General features: G+C 66.5%; 16 protein-coding genes. 3 read left to right on the plus strand and 13 right to left on the minus strand.

The genetic code is table 11. From position 1 onward, the window contains the following. Positions 1-105 precede the first annotated feature (105 nt). The 4 genes from ACEN9P_RS17640 to ACEN9P_RS17655 form a co-directional block, all read right to left on the minus strand. Positions 106-276 (minus strand): hypothetical protein, encoded by a 171-nt coding sequence (locus ACEN9P_RS17640; protein WP_175456055.1) that lies wholly within the window; start codon positions 274-276, stop codon positions 106-108. Next, positions 273-1,226, minus strand: coding sequence for a DMT family transporter (locus tag ACEN9P_RS17645; protein ID WP_495619993.1), 954 nt, complete (start codon positions 1,224-1,226; stop codon positions 273-275). The genes ACEN9P_RS17640 and ACEN9P_RS17645 overlap by 4 nt, the downstream gene beginning before the upstream one ends. Continuing rightward, entirely contained in the window at positions 1,223-1,744 is a 522-nt protein-coding gene (locus tag ACEN9P_RS17650; protein ID WP_495619994.1) for a methylated-DNA--[protein]-cysteine S-methyltransferase, read from the minus strand. Before ACEN9P_RS17650 ends, ACEN9P_RS17645 begins: the two co-directional genes overlap by 4 nt. Positions 1,745-1,939: 195 nt before the next feature. Continuing rightward, positions 1,940-3,448, minus strand: a complete 1,509-nt coding sequence (locus ACEN9P_RS17655; RefSeq protein ID WP_495619995.1) for a DNA-3-methyladenine glycosylase 2 family protein — start codon at positions 3,446-3,448, stop codon at positions 1,940-1,942. A gap of 237 nt (positions 3,449-3,685) precedes the next feature. On the opposite strand from ACEN9P_RS17655, the gene ACEN9P_RS17660 reads away from it, so the two are divergent. The 3 genes from ACEN9P_RS17660 (at position 3,686) to ACEN9P_RS17670 (ending at position 7,671) form a co-directional block, all read left to right on the plus strand. Beyond that, positions 3,686-5,071, plus strand: coding sequence for a phosphomannomutase/phosphoglucomutase (locus tag ACEN9P_RS17660; RefSeq protein WP_495619996.1), 1,386 nt, complete (start codon positions 3,686-3,688; stop codon positions 5,069-5,071). Positions 5,072-5,329: 258 nt separating this feature from the next. Then, on the plus strand, positions 5,330-6,346 hold the full coding sequence (gene waaC, locus ACEN9P_RS17665; protein WP_495619997.1) for a lipopolysaccharide heptosyltransferase I: 1,017 nt from the start codon (positions 5,330-5,332) through the stop codon (positions 6,344-6,346). Beyond that, positions 6,343-7,671: a 3-deoxy-D-manno-octulosonic acid transferase gene (locus tag ACEN9P_RS17670; protein ID WP_477660642.1), complete on the plus strand. Its 1,329-nt coding sequence runs from the start codon at positions 6,343-6,345 to the stop codon at positions 7,669-7,671. The genes waaC and ACEN9P_RS17670 overlap by 4 nt, the downstream gene beginning before the upstream one ends. 177 nt (positions 7,672-7,848) lie before the next feature. Here the strand turns inward: ACEN9P_RS17670 and ACEN9P_RS17675 are convergent, their stop codons facing one another. The 9 genes from ACEN9P_RS17675 to ACEN9P_RS17715 form a co-directional block, all read right to left on the minus strand. Further along, positions 7,849-8,865 (minus strand): cupin-like domain-containing protein, encoded by a 1,017-nt coding sequence (locus ACEN9P_RS17675; protein WP_477660643.1) that lies wholly within the window; start codon positions 8,863-8,865, stop codon positions 7,849-7,851. A gap of 51 nt (positions 8,866-8,916) precedes the next feature. Further along, the gene (locus tag ACEN9P_RS17680) at positions 8,917-10,275 is read right to left on the minus strand and encodes a TolC family outer membrane protein (RefSeq protein ID WP_477660644.1); all 1,359 of its coding nucleotides are present in this window, start codon (positions 10,273-10,275) and stop codon (positions 8,917-8,919) included. A 45-nt stretch (positions 10,276-10,320) separates the two neighbouring features. Beyond that, positions 10,321-10,677, minus strand: coding sequence for a rhodanese-like domain-containing protein (locus ACEN9P_RS17685; protein WP_007865951.1), 357 nt, complete (start codon positions 10,675-10,677; stop codon positions 10,321-10,323). A gap of 51 nt (positions 10,678-10,728) precedes the next feature. Beyond that, positions 10,729-11,418, minus strand: a complete 690-nt coding sequence (locus tag ACEN9P_RS17690; protein ID WP_495619998.1) for a protein-L-isoaspartate O-methyltransferase family protein — start codon at positions 11,416-11,418, stop codon at positions 10,729-10,731. A gap of 74 nt (positions 11,419-11,492) precedes the next feature. After that, positions 11,493-14,741, minus strand: a complete 3,249-nt coding sequence (locus ACEN9P_RS17695; RefSeq protein WP_495619999.1) for an efflux RND transporter permease subunit — start codon at positions 14,739-14,741, stop codon at positions 11,493-11,495. A 12-nt stretch (positions 14,742-14,753) separates the two neighbouring features. Continuing rightward, entirely contained in the window at positions 14,754-15,959 is a 1,206-nt protein-coding gene (locus ACEN9P_RS17700; protein ID WP_495620000.1) for an efflux RND transporter periplasmic adaptor subunit, read from the minus strand. Next, positions 15,956-16,648 carry a TetR/AcrR family transcriptional regulator gene (locus tag ACEN9P_RS17705; protein ID WP_495620001.1) on the minus strand — a complete coding sequence of 231 codons (693 nt, stop codon included), beginning with the start codon at positions 16,646-16,648 and terminating at the stop codon, positions 15,956-15,958. Before ACEN9P_RS17705 ends, ACEN9P_RS17700 begins: the two co-directional genes overlap by 4 nt. Positions 16,649-16,806: 158 nt before the next feature. Further along, on the minus strand, positions 16,807-17,586 hold the full coding sequence (locus ACEN9P_RS17710; protein WP_495620002.1) for a YdcF family protein: 780 nt from the start codon (positions 17,584-17,586) through the stop codon (positions 16,807-16,809). Positions 17,587-17,614: 28 nt separating this feature from the next. Further along, a complete protein-coding gene (locus ACEN9P_RS17715; protein ID WP_477712979.1) occupies positions 17,615-18,811 on the minus strand; it encodes an acyl-CoA dehydrogenase in 1,197 nt (398 codons plus the stop codon). Positions 18,812-18,884: the final 73 nt, after the last annotated feature.

The raw sequence follows: 18,884 nt of genomic DNA on the forward strand, positions 1-18,884 counted from the left end.
GCTGGAAGCATGAAACTGCAGCATGTGAGTCGCCCTTGTTGTGTGAACCAGGTTGATGGAGCCCCGATTCTCACCCAGCTCGGGCGACACGCGCATGACGGCGTATTACAGCTGAAACAGCTGCTTCTTGAGCGCCATCTTTTCTTTCTTGCGCAGGCTTGCTTCGGACTTGCGGTGCGAACCGGCCTTGCGCTGCGCCGCTGCCGCCACCAAGGGGTTACGCGGCTTGGGCGCGGCCAGCTTGATCTTGAGCTTGGTCTTGCGAGCCGACGTCATGCCTTCTGCTGCTGAGGTTTGCGGCCCAGCTTGAGCAAGCCGGTCGAGAGCGCCGTGCCAATCACAATCACCACGGCGCAGACCACCATCCAGGCCGTCACATGCTCGCCGAGGAAGATCACGCCATAGATCACGGCGAACACCGGCACCAGGAAGGTGACCGAGAGTGCGCGCGGCGGGCCGGCGTTTTCAATCAGGCGGAAGAACAGGATGTAGGCCAGGCCGGTGCAGACCACGCCCACGGCCAGCAGTGCCAGCCAGGCGTGTGCGCCCGGCATCTGCGCGGGCCACAGCCACGCGGCGGGCAGGGCCAGGCCCAGGGTCGCGCCTATCTGGCTGCCGGCCGCCGTGACCAGCGGCGGCATGCCCGAGAGGTAGCGTTTGGTGTAGCTGGCCGAGATGCCGTAGCAAAGGCAGGCAAACAGGCAGGCCAGCACGGCCCAGCCCGGCGCCACGCCCGAGGCATCGGGCTTGAAGGTGGCTTTGTCCCAGGCCAGCATGGCGACGCCGGCAAAACCAACGATGAGGCCCAGGATGCGCGAGCCATTGGGCTTGTCCTTGAGCCACAGCCAGGCGATCAGCGCGCCGAACATGGGCACGGTGGCATTGAGGATGGCCGACAGGCCCGTGGTGATGGACAGCAGCGCGAAGGAAAAACACGCAAAGGGAATGCCCGAGTTGAGCACGCCGATGAAAAAAATCTTTTTCCAGTTCTGCTTCAACTCGGGCAGCAGGCCGCGCAGCCACACGATGGGCAGCAGGAACAGCGCGGCGATGGCCACGCGCACGGCAGCGGTCGGCAGCGGGCCGAACTCCACCGTGCTGATGCGCATGAACAGAAAGGACGAGCCCCAGATGGCGGCCAGCATCACAAAATCGGCGACCCAGCTCTTGGGTCGGGCGGCCACCGCGCCCACGGGCGCGGCGATGCCGGAAGGACTGGAACTCACAGCATGTTCTCCTGAAGTGCGCCTTCGAGTTTCAACAAGGCGGTTTTGCGGTGCAGCCCGCCAGCATAACCCGTGAGCGAACCGTCGGCGCCCAGCACACGATGGCAGGGCACGATGACGCTGACCGGGTTGCGGCCTACCGCGGCGCCCACGGCGCGCACCGCCTCGGGTTTGCCTATGCGCTGGCTCACCTGGCCGTAGCTCAGGGTGCCGCCCTGCGGGATGGCCAGCAAGGCCTGCCACACCGACTGCTGGAAGGCCGTGCCGTGGCCCAGGTCCAGCGGCAGGTCAAATTCCGTGCGCGTGCCGGCATAGTATTCCGTCAGCTGCGTGATGGTTTGCCTGAGCACCGGGTGCCCCGGGTCTTCGCGCCACACATAGGGTTTCACCAGCTGCGGCGGCAAATGCCGCTGGCCGGCAAACCACACGCCGGCCAGGCCTTTGTCGGTGGCGGCGATGATCATTTCCCCCAGGGGGCTGTGAAAGGTCGTCTGGACGATGGAGTTGTCGAATTTCATCTTGTTCACCTTTTGAATGGTTTCGAGTGTCTGCCTTATCAGGTCTTTTTGAGTCCTAATGAGGTGGCTTGGGCTTCCCTTGTCTTCCGCGGCAAAGACCGGCTCGATCATCCACCGGCGATGTTCGCGCCGGGGCGCTGAACCGTCCAATGAAATCGAGGCGCCGCATTCATTCCGCTCACGCATGAATCGCCGTCAGCCGGGGCGCTCCAGCGTGCCGCTCCAGGCGCGTATCACGGCATAGCTGCGCCAGGGTTTCCAGGCCGCTGAAGCGAGTTCCGCTTCGCGGGCCGGGTTCTTTCGGCCCTGCACGTCCAGGGCCTTGTGCAGTGCCACGTCGCCCGCCGGAAAGGCATCGGGCCAGCGCAGTGCGCGCATGGCGATGTACTGCGCGGTCCAGTCGCCTATGCCGGGCAGTTCCTTGAGCGTGGCCAGTGTGGCGTTCACGTCGGCGCCGCTGTGCAGCTGCAGGCGCTTGTCGGCCACCGCCTGGGCAATGCCCACAATCGCGGCCTGGCGCTGCTTGACGATGCCCAGCTGTCCCAGCGCGTCGCCGCTGGCGGCCGCCAGCACGGCGGGGGCGGGGAAGAGCCGCGTCAGCTGGGGCCAAGGCGTTTCCACCGCTTCGCCGAAACGGTCCACCATGCGCTGGGCCAGGGTGCGTGCGGCAGCCACGGTGATCTGCTGGCCCAGCACGGCGCGCACCGCGAGTTCATAGCCGCACAGTGCGCCCGGCACACGCAGGCCGTCGCCGTCGGGGAAGGCCGCATGCAGCACGCCGTTGATGGCCGTCGGGTCGGCGTCCAGGTCAAAGGTGGTGCGCACGCGGCGTATCACCAGCGGCAGCACTTCGCGCAGCGAGTCGCTCACGCGCAGCACCAGGCGCGAACGCTCTTGCTCAAAACTCGCCAGCAGCCAGCCCGTGTGGTGCTTGCCGCCCGATTCGATGCTCAAGGTCCGGCCCAGGCAGGGCATGTCCGCCTCCGCATCGATGAACTCAATGGCGCTGATGCAGCGTTTGCTGAAAAAAGCCAGCATGGCCTGCACATCGTAGGGTGGGCGGTAGCCCAGCCGTATGGTGGAGCCTTCGCCGACCTTGCCGCTGCGCTCGGGCCCCTGGCGCCGCAGCTGCGTGGGGTTGAGTTTGTAGTGTTCGACAAAAGCCGCGTTGAAGCGGCGAACGCTGGCAAAGCCGCTGATCAGCGCGATCTGCGTGATCGGCAGGTCGGTGTCGGCCAGCAGCTGTTTGGCGGTGTGCAGCCTGTGTGTCTGCAAATACTGCATGGGCGAGACGCCGAACTGCGCCTCGAAGATGCGCCGCACATGGCGGTCGCTCACGCCCAGGCGTGTCGCGAGTTTGTCGACCGAGGGGGCTTCGCCGGCCCAGACCTCGGGCTCGTCGAGCAGGCGCGCCGCCTGGTGGGCCAGGATGTAGGAAGCATCCTGGATGGACCACACCACCGAATGCGGTGCCAGCTCGGGCCGGCAGCGCAGGCAGGGGCGAAAGCCGGCGTTCTCGGCCTGGGCCGCATGGTGGAAGAAACGGCAGTTCTCGCGCTTGGGCGTTTTCACGCTGCAGACCGGCCGGCAATAAATGCCGGTGGAGGTCACGCCGGTGAAAAAGCTGCCGTCAAAACGCGCATCGCGCGCCTTCAGGGCGAGGTAGCGGTCGTTGTCGGCCAGAGGGGTGTTGTCGCGGTCCATGGAAGAAATGATACGCCGCGGGCTGGTTTTGACTGGCCGTTTTCGGACATGTCCCTGGGGCCGCCGTGGCCCTGCTTTTTGGCGGTTTTCAGCGGGCTTTCGGCGTTTTGGGGAAGCCCCGCAATAGTCTGAACGGACTGGCCGGAAACGGCTGCCGCCTACAGGAAGCGGCGGGGTCGCCACCTACAATGAATCCGCTTGCGAACCCATTCCCGCACCCTCCAGGAACCGCCCCCGATGCAAATCAACCCGTCCATCTTCAAGGCCTATGACATACGTGGCGTCGTGCCGTCCACCATCCATGAAACGATGGCCGAGGCCCTGGGCAAGGCTTTTGGCATGGCGGCGCTGGCCGAGGGCGAAAAAGCCGTGGCCGTGGGCCGCGACGGCCGGCTCAGCGGGCCTTCGCTGAGCGCGGCGCTGATGCGCGGCCTGGCCGCCACCGGCATTGACGTGATCGATGTGGGCATGGTGACCACGCCCATGCTCTACTTCGCCGCCAGCACGCTGGCCGGCTCCGGCATACAGGTCACCGGCAGCCACAACCCCAAGGACTACAACGGCTTCAAGATGGTGCTGGCCGGCCGCGCGATCTACGGCGAGGACATCCAGGCGCTGCGCCGCGTCATTGAAGGTGAAGACTGGGTGCTGCCCGCGCAGGGCGGCAGCATACGCCAGGTCGACGTGGGCACGGCCTACCGCGATCGCATCGTCTCGGGCATCAAGCTGGAACGCCCGATGAAGATCGTTGTCGATTCGGGCAACGGCATTGCCGGCGCTTCGGCCCCCGCGATCTTTCGCGCGCTGGGCTGCGAAGTCACCGAGCTCTTCAGCGAAGTGGACGGCAACTTTCCCAACCACCACCCGGACCCGAGCAAGCCCGAGAACCTGCAGGACCTGATCAAGGCCCTGCAAAGCGGCGATGCTGAACTGGGCCTGGCCTTTGACGGCGACGGCGACCGGCTGGGCATCGTCACCAAGGACGGCCAGAACATCTACCCCGACCGGCAGATGATGCTGTTCGCGCGCGACGTGCTCTCGCGCGAGCCGGGCGCCACGATTTTGTTCGACGTGAAATGCTCGCAGCGCCTGGCGCCCGAGATCGAGGCCGCCGGCGGCGTGCCCATGATGTACAAGACCGGCCATTCGCTGATCAAGGCCAGGATGAAGGAAGTCGGCTCGCCGCTGGGCGGCGAGATGAGCGGCCACATCTTCTTCAAGGAGCGCTGGTACGGTTTTGACGACGGCACCTATGCCGGCGCCCGCCTGCTCGAGATTTTGAGCCGCGTACCCGACGCCGGCATCGTGCTCAATGCCTTGCCCACCAGCTTCAGCACGCCCGAACTCAATGTGGCCTGCAAGGAAGGCGAGCCGCATACCGTGGTGGAGGCTTTGATCAAATCGGCCAAGTTTGCGGCGCCGGCGAAGATTTCCACGATTGATGGGGTCCGCGTGGATTGGCCCGACGGCTTTGGCCTGATACGCGCGTCCAACACTACACCGGTGCTGGTGCTGCGCTTTGAGGGCCATACCCAGCAGGCCATGGAGCGCATAGAGGCCGATATGCTGGCCTTGCTACGCAGCGTCAAACCCGACGCCAGCCTGGCGGCCGCGGCGCATTAAATACGCCCACCCCCGTCCAGGCTCACTTCGTGTAGCCTGTTCCCCCCTTCCAGGGGGCGGCGCCTGGGGCCGGCGAAGCCGGACCCTCGGCCCCCACTGGTGGGTACCCCGCTAGTTACGCCCTGAACTCTTCATGCTAGCCGGGGCCGCGGAACCGGCTTTGCCGGGCCGCAGGCGCAGCGGCCCCCTCGGGGGGCAGCGACCCACACGCAGTGGGGGAGCGTGGGGCCATGTCCTGGGGCCATAGAATGGCCTCTCATGAAAATTCTCCTGGTCAAGCTGTCCTCTCTCGGTGACGTGGTGCATACCCTGCCGGTGGTCCAGGACATACGCGCGGCCTTGCCGGATGCGCAAATTGACTGGGTGGTGGAGAAGTCCTTCGCCTCCTTGCTGGCGCGCAGCGAAGGCCTGCACCGTGTGATTCCCTGCGAGATACGGCGCTGGCGCAAATCCTTCTGGACGGCCGCCACGCGCCAGGCCTGGCGTGCCTTCAAGCACGACTTGCAGCAAGAGGCCTATGACGCCGTGATCGACCTGCAAGGCCTGACCAAGTCCGCCCTGGTGGCGCGGCTGGCCCGGCTGGCGCCAGGCGGCAAACGTTATGCCCTGGCCAACCAGACCGACGGCTCGGGCTATGAAGCGCCCACGCGCTGGGTGGCCGATGTGGCGATTGCGGTGGAGCCGCACATCCATGCGGTGCGGCGTTCGCGTGAACTTGCCGCGCGTGCGCTGGGCTACCGCTTTGCGGCCGCCGCTGATTTTGGCTTGAAAGTGGCTGCGGCACCCGCAAAGACCCATGAGCACTTCCCCAAGGGCCGTATCGCCTTCATCCACGGCACTTCGCGCGCCGACAAGGAATGGCCCTTGAGCCACTGGGTCGCACTGGGCCAGCGCCTGAACACGGCCGGCTACCAGTTGATGCTGCCGCACGGCGATGCCGCGGAGCGGGCCGCCAGCGAGGCGATGGCCGCGGCGCTGAACGGTGCGGCGGCGGGGTCGGCCCTGGTGCCACCCGCGCTGGCGCTGGACGCGCTGGCCGAAGAACTCGCGCAATGCACGGGCGTGATCGGCGTGGACAGCGGTGTGAGCCATATCGCCGTCGCGCTGGACCTGCCGCATGTGCAGATCTACAACTTCGACACCGCCTGGCGCACCGGGCCTGATGCGCTGGGCCACGGCGGCCGGCAAGTCAGCGTGTTCGCGCAGCCCGCGCCGGGTGTCGAAGCCGTCTGGCAGGCCTGGCTGGCCTGTAGCACGGCCGGGGCCGCCGCATGAGCACGCTGGCCCTGAAACTTTATTCGCTGCTGATGTTCTGCGGGCAGCCGCTGCTGCGCCGCAAGCTGGCGCGCCGCGCCAAGCAGGAGCCCGGTTACCTGGAGGCGGTCGAAGAGCGCTTCGGCCGCTACACGCAGCCGGCCGAAGCCCGTTCCGAACTGGTCTGGGTGCATGCGGTCTCGCTGGGCGAGACCCGCGCGGCGGCCGTGTTGCTCAAGGCCTTGCGTGAACGCCACCCAGGCCTGCGCATCCTGCTCACGCACGGCACGGCCACCGGGCGTGCCGAGGGCGTGGCCTTGCTGCAGCCCGGCGACGTGCAGGTCTGGCAGCCCTGGGACAGCCCAGGCGTGGTCGCGCGGTTTTTTGAACACTTCAAGCCGCGCCTGGGCCTGCTGATGGAAACCGAAATCTGGCCCAACCTGGTGGCCGCCGCGAAAGCGCGCGCCATGCCGCTGGCGCTGGTCAACGGGAGGCTGTCCGAAAAATCGCTGAAGCAGGCGCTCAGGATGTCGCCGCTCTCGGTACCGGCCTATGCCGCGCTGTCGGCGGTGTACGCGCAGACGGACGACGACGCGCGCCGCTTTCGCCAGGCCGGCGCGGCGGTCAGCGGCGTGTTCGGCAACCTCAAGTTTGATGCCTCGCTGGACGACGCCCAGCAGGAAAAAGGCAAGGCCTGGCGCCGCGCGCTGGCACTGCCGGTGATGATGTTCGCGAGCTCGCGCGAGGGCGAGGAGGAGCAGTTCCTGCAACAGATCAGCGCCATGGCCCAGTCCGAACATGCGCCGGCGGAGGACGCCCCGCCGCAGGAGACCGGAAGCCGCTTCAGGATTTTGCTGGTGCCGCGCCACCCGCAGCGCTTTAACGAGGTGGAGGCGCTGGTGCGCCAGCGCGGCCTGCGTGTGTCGCGCCGATCCGGCTGGGATGACGCGGCAGGAGGCCCGACCGGCGAGGCGCTGCAGGCCGATGTGTGGCTCGGTGATTCGCTGGGCGAGATGGCTCTCTATTACGCGATGAGTGACGTCGCCTTGCTGGGCGGCAGCTTCGCGCCCCTGGGCGGCCAGAACCTGATCGAGGCCGCGGCCTGCGGCTGCCCGGTCGTCATGGGTCCGCATACCTTTAACTTCACCGAAGCCGCCGAACTCGCCGTGGATGCCGGCGCGGCGCGCCGCGTGGTCGACATGGAGCAGGGCGTGCGCACCGCGCGCAAGTGGATGGACAGGCCCGACGCGCATGCCGCGGCGGTGGCTGCGGGGCTGGCCTTTGCCGACCGCAATCGTGGTGCCACAGCCAGGACCTTGGCTGCGCTGCAGGTTTTTCTGCCTTAACCAGGCAGGGGCCGGGGGACTGGCTTTGCCAGACCGCAGGCGCAGCGGCCCCCGAGGGGCTGGAGCCCGCGGCTCCAAGCCTGCCTGCGCAGGCTTGGACGGGCGACAGAGGCGAAGCGTCTCGCGAGCCGCGGCCTGCAAGGCCTCGGGAGCACACGAAGTGAGCGACCGTGGGGGCTACACCTTTTGGTGGCAGGTGCAATTGTTCCGGGCGTAGAGGCCCAGATGGTGCGCCCAGTCGCGCAGCGTGGCCCAGGCGCCGCCGGTGGCGACTTCCCAGGGCGTGAGGCCGAACATGCCCAGGCTGATGGAAGGCTCCACCGAGACCACCGAGTGCCAGGTGCGCTTGGGAATGAACAGCGCGTCGCCGGCTTCCACGCGGGCATGGTAGCCGTGGGCTTTTTCGAAGGAGGCGAGTTCGCGGACCTGTTCGGGCAGGCGCGAGACGTTGATGTCGCTGAGCGTGGCGCCCCAGTCGTACTTGGCCGCCGGGCACATGTGCTGGCGCTGGTCGGGCGAGAAAAGAATGAATTCCTTGACGCCCTGTAGCTGCACAAACCAGTTGTGCGGGAAATCGTTGTGCAGGCCGGTCACGGTGTTGGCCGGGCCCATGAAGACGTATTCCCAGGTCATGCGGCCGGGCCACAGGCTCTTGATGAGCAGGTCGCGGCGCAGCTCGGGGTATTTCTCGAGGATGTCCCACTGCGCCAGGTACAAGGTCGTCGGCTTGAACGACTGCATGTGGGCCCAGTTCAGGTGAAAGCGCTCGCCGGGTTTGTAGCCGTCGCGCACCGGCTTGGGCAAGAGGCCGGCCATGGGGTCGGGCGTGCGCTGCGCGGCCTTGCCGAGTTCCCGCAGGTAGGGCGCGACCGGCAGGAAAGGGCGCCCCTTGGTCACGCCTTGCTCGACCAGGCCGTCGGTGAACTTGACGGGAACCTCGGCGCCTTTGCCGGCGCAGACGTCGGCGAGGAATTCAAACGACCATTTTTTCCAGGCTGGCCAGTGGTGGATGCCGCCCTTGACCAGCACGGGTTTGTCAAACGGCTGCCGGCGGCCCGTGCGCTGGAGTTCTTCCCAGGTGGTTTCCTCGATCAGCTCAAAGCTGGGGCCCTTGGGAACGTGGACCGGCGCATCGTGCACGCGTTCGGCTTCGATGGGCAGGGGAATCGCGTTGTTGTCGACAGGCATCAGCATGGAAATTCTGGTCCCGGCGCGGGGGCCTTTGTTGGAGTGGTTGGCCGGAGTTTACCGGGCCAGCAGCGCGTTGATCTTCTGCAGGTCTTCCGGCGTCAGCGTGCCGTTGGCCTGGCGCAGCTTGAGGTCGCCCAGCAGCACGTCGTAGCGCGCCTTGGCCAGGTCGCGCTTGGTCTGGAACAGCTGGCTTTGCGAGTTGAGCACGTCGATGTTGATGCGCACGCCGACCTGGTAGCCCAGCTTGTTGGCGTCCAGCGCGCTCTGGCTTGAGAGCTCGGCCGCCTCCAGCGCCTTGACCTGGCCCTGGCCCGACTGCACGCCGAAGTAGGCGGTGCGTGTGGCCTGCGCCACGGTGCGCCGCGCGCCTTCGAGGTCGCTTTTGGCCTTGTCGCGCAGCGACAGGGTTTCGCGCACGCGGTTCTGCGTGGAAAAGCCCGCGAACAGCGGCACGTTGAGCAGCACGCCGACCGTCGTGGTGTTGGTGCGGAAGGCAAAGGGCGGAATGGTGGTGGCCGTGCCCGAGGGGTTGCGCGTGACGTTGTAGCTGGCCGTGGCGTCCAGCGTGGGCTTGTGGCCGGCTTCGGCCTTGTTCACCTCCAGCTCGGCGATCTCCACATTGCTTTGCGCCTGGCGGATGCTGGGGTGCACGAGTTCGGACTGCGACACCCAGGTGTCGACGTCGGCCGGCGTGATGGTCGGCAGGCCGACCGGGCTGCTCAGCGGCTTGGGCTGGGTTTCGGTCTTGCCGACCAGGGTGTCCAGCGCGATTTTTTTGACGCGCAGGTCGTTTTCGGCGGCGAGCTCCTGGGCGATCACCAGGTCGTAGCGGGCCTGCGCTTCGCGGGTGTCGGTGATGGTGGAGGTGCCGACCTCGAAGTTGCGTTTGGCCGAGGCGAGCTGCTCGGCCACCGCGGCTTTCTGGGCCCGCACAAAGGTCAGGGTGTCCTGCGCGGCCAGCACGTCGAAGTAGGCCTGGCTGGTGCGCACGATCAGGTCCTGGTCGGCGGTTTCCAGCTGGGCCTTGGCCAGGTCCACCTGCCGGGACGCCTGCTGGTAGGTGGCCCAGTTGGCCGGGCGGTACAGCGGCTGCGAGAGATTGAGCGTGGCGTTTTGTGTGTTGAAGCTGCGGTCTATCACCGGGGCCGTGTTTTCAAACGCGGTGCGCGACACGCCGGCCGAGATGCCCGCCGTCGGCAGGATGCCGGCCTTGGCCTGGTCGGCCTTGGCGAGGTTGGCGTCGTACTGCAGCTTGGCCGACTGGTAAGAAGCGTCGAAGGCGCGGGCCGATTCATACAGCTCGACGAGACTCTGGGCTCGCGCCAGGGGGGCCATGGCCAGCAGTGCCACGGCGGCCGCAATCGACAGGGGCAACATCACCGGGCGGGCCGGCGGTTTCTTGGGCGTGGTCATTTAAGAGTCCTGAAGAAATGAATGGATCGGCGAATAAAAACGGGATCAGTACACCGGCACGGAGCGGTCCACCTGCTGCGACCAGGCATTGATGCCGCCTTGCAGGTTGACGACTTCGGTGAAGCCGCTTTGCGTCAGGTAGTTGGCCACCTGCAGGCTGCGCATGCCGTGGTGGCACAGGCAGGCGATAGGCTGGCCGGCGCCGGCCTCCTGTAGCTCGGGCAGGCGAGCCGGAATTTCGCGCATCGGGATATGCACCAGCCGGAAGCCGTCTTCCTTGACCGAGGCGGTCTGCAGTTCCCAGGGCTCGCGCACGTCGAGCACCACGGGCAGGGCGGGCGCGCCCGCGCCGGCGTTGTCGCGCCAGGCGCTGAAGTCGGCGGGATTGAGCTGGGGAACCATGGGTGGCGCTTTCAGGTGTGTCGTGATCGGGTGTTACCGCCGGCTTCAGATTCAGAAGCTGAAGGCCGAGGGTTCGGGGAAGTTCAGCAGGCGCGGCGCCACGGTGTCCCAGGCCTGGGTGGTGCGCCAGGCGTCTTCGGCCACGCGCGTGACCAGGGTGGCGCGCATCACGGGCTCAAAGCCCACGATGGCGCTCAGGCGCCCGCCGACCTTGAGCAGGGACAGCAGCGAGGCCGGCACCTCGGCGACCGAGCCGCTGAGCACGATGACGTCGAAGGGGCCGCGCAGCGGGTCGTTGCCGGCAACGGCCTGCGCCAGCTTGGCGGCACCGTCGCCGGTGCGCACCTCGGCGTTGTAGACGCCGGCGCGCTGCAGGTTGTCGCGCGCCATCTGCGCCAGCGTGGGGTCGATTTCAAGCGTGATCACCTGCTGCGCGCGGTGCGCCAGCAGGGCGGCCATGTAGCCGGAGCCGGCGCCGATTTCCAGCACTTTTTCGTGCTTCTGCACGGCCAGTTCCTGCAGGATGCGGGCCTCGACCTTGGGCGCCAGCATGCATTGGCTGGGGTTGGCCTGGGTCGGCAGCGGGATTTCCATGTCGACAAAGGCCAGGGCCTTGTGGGCCGCCGGCACGAAGTCTTCGCGCTTGACCACGGCGAGCAGGGAAAGGACCTGGTTGTCCAGCACTTCCCAGGGGCGGATTTGCTGCTCAATCATGTTGAATCGGGCTTGTTCGTAGTTCATGGCGGACCTGTGGTTGGGCGAAATTGGGGAGGAAAGGGAAGTGAAGAGGGGGTTCACGAGATAAACCTTTGATTTTAGCGGCCGGCCATGACAGGCGCGGGTTGGGCGGGCGGTGTTTCAGGGGGGGCGGCGTGCCGGGTTTTGGGGCCGAACTTGCGCTTGAACCACTGGCCCAGGTCGTCCAGGTAGCAATAGGTTACGGGCACCACCACCAGGGTCAGCAGCGAGGAGGTGATCACGCCGCCTATGACGGCCTGGCCCATGGGGGCGCGCTGCTCGGAGCCTTCGGTCAGGGCAAAGGCCAGCGGCACCATGCCGAAGATCATGGCCAGTGTGGTCATCAGGATGGGGCGCAGCCGGACCTTGGCCGCATGCAGCAGGGCCTCGCCGCGCTCCATGCCGGGCACGCGGTGGCCGTCCACGTCCAGCCGGTCGGCGCGCATGCGGATCGCGAAGTCGACCAGCAGGATGGCGTTCTTGGTGACCAGGCCCATCAGCATCACCACGCCGATGATGGAGAACATCGACAGCGTGGAGCGGAACAGCAGCAGCGCCAGCACCACGCCGATCAGGGTCAGCGGCAGCGAGGTCATCAGCGCCATGGGCTGCAAAAAGCTCTTGAACTGGCTGGCCAGGATCATGTAGATGAACAGAATGGCCATGACCAGCGCGGAGACCGCGTAGCCGAAGGACTCGGCCATGTTTTTGGTGGAGCCGCTGAACTGGTAGCGGTAGCCGGGCGGGAAGCTGAAGTCGTCGAGCACGGCCTTGATGTCGTTGGAGACCTCGCCGGCCGAGCGCTTGTAGACGTTGGCGTTGATGGCGACCTCGCGCGCCATGTCGCGGCGGTTGATCTGGTTGGGCCCGGTGGATTCCTTCACGGTCGCCACCTGGTTGAGCCGCACCACGCGCGAGGAGCCGTCGGCATTGCTGCCCATGGTGCTGCTCATGAAGGGCAGGCGCTCCAGGTCCTGCGGCGCGGTGCGGGCGCCGGGCGCCAGGCGCACATTGACGTCGTAGGTCTGGTCGTCGGGCGCGCGCCAGTTGCCCACCGTCTGGCCGGCCACCAGGGTGCGCAGCGAGGCGGCGATCTGCGACACCGACAGGCCCAGGTCGGAGGCGGCGTCGCGCCGCACGTCGACCTCGATCACCGGCTTGTCGGCCTTGACGCTGGAGTCCAGGTCCACCAGGCCGGGGATGCCCCGTATCTTGTCGCTGATGGCGCGTGTGAGCCGTTCAAGTTCCTTGAGGTCGCTACCCTGCAGGGAAAACTCCACCTGCTTGTTGCCGCCCACCGAATCGAGCAGGCCGACGTGCGTGACCGTGATGCCGGGCACCAGCTTGAGCCGATCGCGCAGCACGCCCGACATCTCGTCGACGCTGCGCGTGCGTGCCTTGCGGTCCACCAGGCGCACATAGACGCTGGCGTACATCTTGCCCTGGGCATTGCCGGTGTTGAGCGTGGCCAGCGTGTATTTCACTTCCGGGAACTCGCGCACGATGGCCTCGACCTGGCGCGCCTTGGCCTCGGTGTTTTCCAGCGAGGAGCCCACCGGTGTGTAGAAATTCAGCGTGGTCTCGGAGAAGTCGGCCTTGGGCACGAACTCGGTGCCCAGCAGCGGCACCATGAAGATGCTGGTGACAAAAATCAGCACCGCCAGCGCCAGCGTGGCCAGCTTGTGGCCCAGCGACCAACGCAGTATGCCCTGGTAGCTGTCGCTCAGGGATTCGGTGGCGCGGTCGAACCAGCCGGTGACGCGGCCTATGGTCTTGTCGTAGAAGGTGACGGGCGCGCCCTGCCGGCCGTGCGCTTCAATCGCCGGGTCGTGCCAGACGCTGGAGAGCATGGGGTCCAGCGTGAAGCTCACAAACATGGAGATCAGCACCGCCGCCACGATGGTCACGCCGAACTCGTGGAAGAACTTGCCGATGATGCCGCCCATAAAACCGATGGGCAGGAACACGGCCACGATGGAGAACGTCGTGGCCAGCACGGCCAGGCCGATTTCCTGGGTGCCGTCCAGCGAGGCCTGGTAGGGAGCCTTGCCCATCTGCACATGGCGAACGATGTTCTCGCGCACCACGATGGCGTCGTCGATCAGCAGGCCCACGCACAGCGACAGCGCCATCAGCGTGATCATGTTGATGGTGAAGCCGAACAAATTCATGAACAGGAAGGTGCCGATGATGGAGATCGGCAGCGTCAGCCCGGTGATCACCGTGGAGCGCCAGGAATTGAGAAACAGGAAAACGATGAGCACCGTCAGCAGCGCGCCTTCGATCAGCGTGCGGCGCACGTTCTCGACGGCCACGCGTATCGGGCGCGAGCCGTCGGTGATGAGTTCCAGCCGCGCGCCAGGCGGCAGCAGCGGCTGCAGCTCGGCCACGGCCTTGTTCAGGCCGTCGACCACGGCAATGGTGTTTTCGTCCTGGGCTTTTTGCACCGTCAGCAGCAGGGTGCGCTGGCCGTTGTAGAGCGCCAGGCTGTCGAGTTCCTGCGCGCCGTCGGCGATGCGGGCCACCTGGTCGACGGTGACCGCCGCGGCTGCCCCGCTGCCGGTATTCTTGCGCGCCACGATGATCTTGCCGAAGTCTTCGGGCCGCTTCATGCGCGCGTCTATCTTGACGACGCGCTCCTGCTGCAGCGAACGGATGGCGCCCACCGGCAGGTCCTGGTTTTCGTTGCGCACGGCGTTGACCACCTGGTCGGCGGTGATGCCCAGCGATTCCATGGCCTGCGGATTGAGGTAGACGTTGATCTCGCGCTTGGTGCCGCCCACCAGGGTGACCGAGCCCGCGCCGCGCACGTTCTCCAGGCGTTTTTTCAGCACCTGGTCGGCCCAGTTGGTCAGCTCCACCGCATCCATGGCCTTGCCCTTGCCGGACTGCGGCAGCACGGCCACCGACCAGATGGCGCGGCTGGCCGGGTCGAAGCGCAGCACGCGCGGCTCCTTGACCTCGTCGCGGAAGCTCGGCCGGATGGACGCGATTTTTTCGCGCACGTCCTCGGCGGCGCGGCGCCCGTCGATATAGAGCTGGAACTCCATGATGACGACGGACTGGCCTTCATAGCTGCGCGAGGTCAGCGCGTTGATGCCGGCGATGGAGTTGACGCCTTCTTCTATCTTCTTGGTGACTTCGCTTTCAACGATTTCGGGCGAGGCGCCCGGGTATTCGGCGGTGATCACCACCACCGGGAAGTCGATGTTGGGAAACTGGTCGACCTGCATGCGCTGGTAGGAGAACAGCCCCAGCACCACGATGGCCAGCATGACCATGGTGGCGAACACGGGATTCTTGAGGCTGACCTGCGTGAACCACATGCGCGTGAAGCCTCAGGGCGCCGGTTTGGCGGGCGCGCTGGCGGCGGGCTGCGCGGAGGGCAGCTGCGTGAAGCGCACCTTGGTGCCTTCGCGCAGCGCGCCGATTTCGCCGCGCACGACGAGCGCGCCTTCTTCCAGGCCTTTGACGGCAACCACGCTGTCGCCGCCGGCGGCACCGCGCGCACCCAGCTCGACGGTCTTGTGCACCACCACGCCGTTTTCCACGGCCTGCACATAGGGCGCGGGCTTGTCGGTGCGCACGGCGCTGACGGGCAGCGCCAGCAGCGAGGCGCGCGCCGTGCCCAGCGTGCCCTGGGCGAACAGGCCCTGGCGCAGCGGCGGGGTGCCGGCTTCGCCGGTAGCTCCGGTAACGCCCGGGTTGTCGATGTTCAGGTAGGCCAGCACGCTGCGGCTGCCGGCCTGCGCGCTGGGGTTGATGCGCGCGACCACGGCCGTCACGGGCTGGCGGCTGCCTTCAATCTGCAGCTGGGCGCTCTGGCCCACGCGCACTTCCATGGAGTCGGTGGCGCTCAGCGTGGCCTCGAGTTCGAGCCGGCTCAGGTCGACGATTTCGACGATTTTGGTGTCTATGCCCACACGCTCGCCGGGCTGCGCCAGGCGCTGCGACACCTGGCCGGAGATGGGCGCCTTCAGCACCGTGTCGTCCAGCGATTTGGCGGCTACGTCGGTCGCGGCCAGCGCGGCCTTGTAGGTGGACTGCGCGGCGTTGAGGTTGGCCAGCGAGGTGTCCAGCGCGGTCTTGGAAATAAAGCCCTGGTCGACCAGCGCCTTGTTGTTGTCGTACTGGCGCTGCACCACGTCGACCTGGGCCTTGGCGGATTCGGCCTGCTCGCGGGCCTGGCGTACGCGCGACTGGTATTCGGCGGCGTCTATGCGCGCGATCACCTGGCCGGCCTTGACCACATCGCCCTCGCGCACCGCCAGCCCCTGCAGCTCGCCGGCGACCCGGGCCTTGATGACGGCGGAGTTGACGGCCTTGAGCGAGCCGGAGACGGGCAGGCCCTGCACGAGTTCGCGCACCTGGGCCTTGACGACGTCGGTGGCGGCCAGCTCCACCAGGCCCATGTCCTTGCTGGCCGCGCTGCCGGCGGCCAGCGCCTGCTGCTGGGCCTTGCGCGCGCCCAGCGCGCGCAGCACACCGCCCGCGATGAGCAGCACGATGAGGCCGGCGACCGCCCACTTGGCCCAGCGCTTCATGCGGCCTTCCTGTTGGCCACGGCGGAAACGGCCGGCGCGGAAATGCCGTTCAGGATGGTTTCCACCTGGAAGGCGATGTATTTTTGGGGATCCAGGTCAATCTCGCTGCTTAAACACACGCCGCCGGAGTGCCTGGACAGGATCAGGAAAATCATGGGGGCGATCACGACGTAGACGGCGTAGTCCAGGTCCATGGGACGGAACTCGCCGCGGTCCACGCCGCGCTGCAGGATGCTGCGGATCAGGCCGTGGCCGGGCATGATGACTTCCTGCTGGTAGAAGGCCGCGATGTCGGGGAAGTTCTTGGCCTCGCTCATCATCAGCTTGGTCAGGCCCGAGGCGCGCGTCAGGCCCACCCGTTCCCACCAGCTGTTCATGCAGTAGGCCAGCAATTCGGAGGTGGTGCCTTCAAAGGTTTCCAGCTCGGCGCGCCACTCGGTGAAGCGGCCCGAGATGTTCTCGCGCACCACGGCCTTGAACAGCTCTTCCTTGCTCTGGAAATAAAGGAACAGCGTGCCCTTGGAGACGCCGGCGCGGGCGGCGACTTCCTCGGCGCGGGTGGCGGCAAAGCCTTTTTCCACAAAAAGGTCCAATGCGGCATCCAGGAGCTCGCCCGGCCGTGCTTCCTTGCGGCGCTCGCGCTTGGCGGCGACCGCGGTGTTGTCGTGGAAAAGTTTGGAAAGAGACATGGTTACTGACTGACTGGTTAGTAATATATCTGCTTACTTTCCGACCGTCAACCCAATGCATTAAGTGTCGCCGGGGTGCCTGGACTCAAAGGTAAACCCGCGGTAAAGCCTTGGTGGACGCTGCTTTGGCGCCACAGGGGATGCAGCGGGGGCGGGCTTTATGCCGGCAGAAAATGCCCAACAGCCAGCCCCAGCCACTCGCGCAGCACCTGGCGCGAGGCCTGCAGGCCCTGGGCTGAGGGCAGCCATTCGAGCAGCTCGCTTTGCGCCGGCAGCACATAGCCCATGGGGGCAGGCGTGACGGCCAGGCCGGCCTGTTCAAAGGCCAGTACCGCGCGTGGCATGTGCCAGGCATGGGTCACCAGCGCGATGCGCTGGACACCGGCCTGGCGCAGCAGCGGCGCCATCAGGCGCGCATTGCCCGCGGTGTCGCGCGACTGGGATTCGCGCCAGCGCAGCACCAGGCCGTAGTCCTGCTGCAGCACGCGGGCGGCGATTTCGGCCTCCGATTCGGTTTGGGTGCTGTGGGCCGCCCAGCCCAGGCCGCCGGTAAAAGCCAGCGGCAAGCCGGACTGACGGGCCAGCCAGGCGCCGTAGCGCAGCCGCGCGGCGGTGGCCGCGCTCGGCTGGCTGTGGCCGTATTCGGGCGCTACCGGCAGCACGTCGCCGCCCAGGATGACGATGGCCTGCACTTTCCGGGCCTTGAGCTCGGCCAGGTCCAGCGGCGCGAATTGCGGCAAGGCCGTGCGCGCCAGCCATACCGCCGTGCCGTGGCAACTGAGCAGCGCCAGCAGCAGCACGGAAATGGTCGCCAGCGCGAGCCCGCTTCTTTTTTTGTTGCACCCGGCCAGCAGCAGGCCCAGCAAGGCCAGCAGCAGCGGAGAGACCGGCGGCAGCGCCAGGGCGGCCAGCACGGGCTTGAGCGCGCCTGGGTCCATGGCCGGCTACAGAAAGAAAAAGCGCTTCTTAATAGAAGGCCTGCAGGCCGGTCTGCGCGCGGCCCAGGATCAGGGCATGCACATCGTGCGTGCCTTCATAGGTGTTGACGGTTTCCAGGTTGATCATGTGGCGGATCACGTGGTATTCGTCATGGATGCCGTTGCCGCCGTGCATGTCGCGTGCCATGCGGGCGATGTCCAGCGACTTGCCGCAGCTGTTGCGCTTGATCAGCGAAATCATTTCGGGCACGGCCTTGTCTTCGTCCATGAGCCGGCCCACCCGCAGGCAGGCCTGCAGGCCCAGCGTGATTTCGGTCTGCATGTCGGCCAGCTTTTTCTGGATCAGCTGGTTTTGCGCCAGCGGGCGGCCGAACTGCTGGCGGTCCAGGGTGTACTGGCGGGCGCGGAACCAGCAGTCCTCGGCCGCGCCCAGGGCGCCCCAGGCGATGCCGTAACGCGCCTTGTTGAGGCAGCCGAAGGGGCCCTTCAAGCCGCTCACGTTGGGCAGCAGGTTGGCTTCGGGCACAAACACGTCGTCCATGACGATCTCGCCGGTGATCGACGCGCGCAAGCTCATCTTGCCTTCGATCTTGGGTGCGGTCAGGCCCTTCATGCCTTTTTCCAGCACAAAGCCGCGGATGCTTTCCTGGCCGCCGACCTTGCCGTCCGGGTCCTGCAGCTTGGCCCAGACAATGAAGACGTCGGCGATGGGGCTGTTGGTGATCCACATCTTGGCGCCCTTGAGGATGAAGCCGCCGTCGACAGGCTTGGCGCGCGTCAGCATGCTGGCCGGGTCTGAGCCGTGGTTGGGCTCGGTCAGGCCGAAGCAGCCCACCCATTCGCCGGTGGCCAGCTTGGGCAGGTATTTCTGCTTCTGCGCTTCGCTGCCGTAGGCGTTGATGGGGTGCATGACCAGCGAACTCTGCACGCTGATGGCGCTACGGTAGCCGCTGTCCACGCGTTCGACCTCGCGCGCCACCAGGCCGTAGCTCACGTAGTTGAGGCCGGCGCAGCCATAGCCTTCAATCGTGGAGCCCAGGAAACCCATGGCGCCTGCCTCATTCATGATCTCGCGATCAAACTTCTCGTGGCGCGCCGCCATCAGCACGCGGGGCTGCAGCTTTTCCTGGCAGAAGGCGTGCGCCGCGTCGGCGATGGCGCGTTCGTCCTCGCTGAGCTGCTCCATGAAGAAGAACGGGTCTTGCCAGTTGAAGGTGGTTTTCATGGTGTGTGTCTCCGGAAAAGGGGAAATGGCTTGGTTTGCAGTGTAGGGGGCGCGGCTCGGGGCACCGGCGGCC

Source organism: Polaromonas sp. Polasp52 (assembly GCF_059491565.1).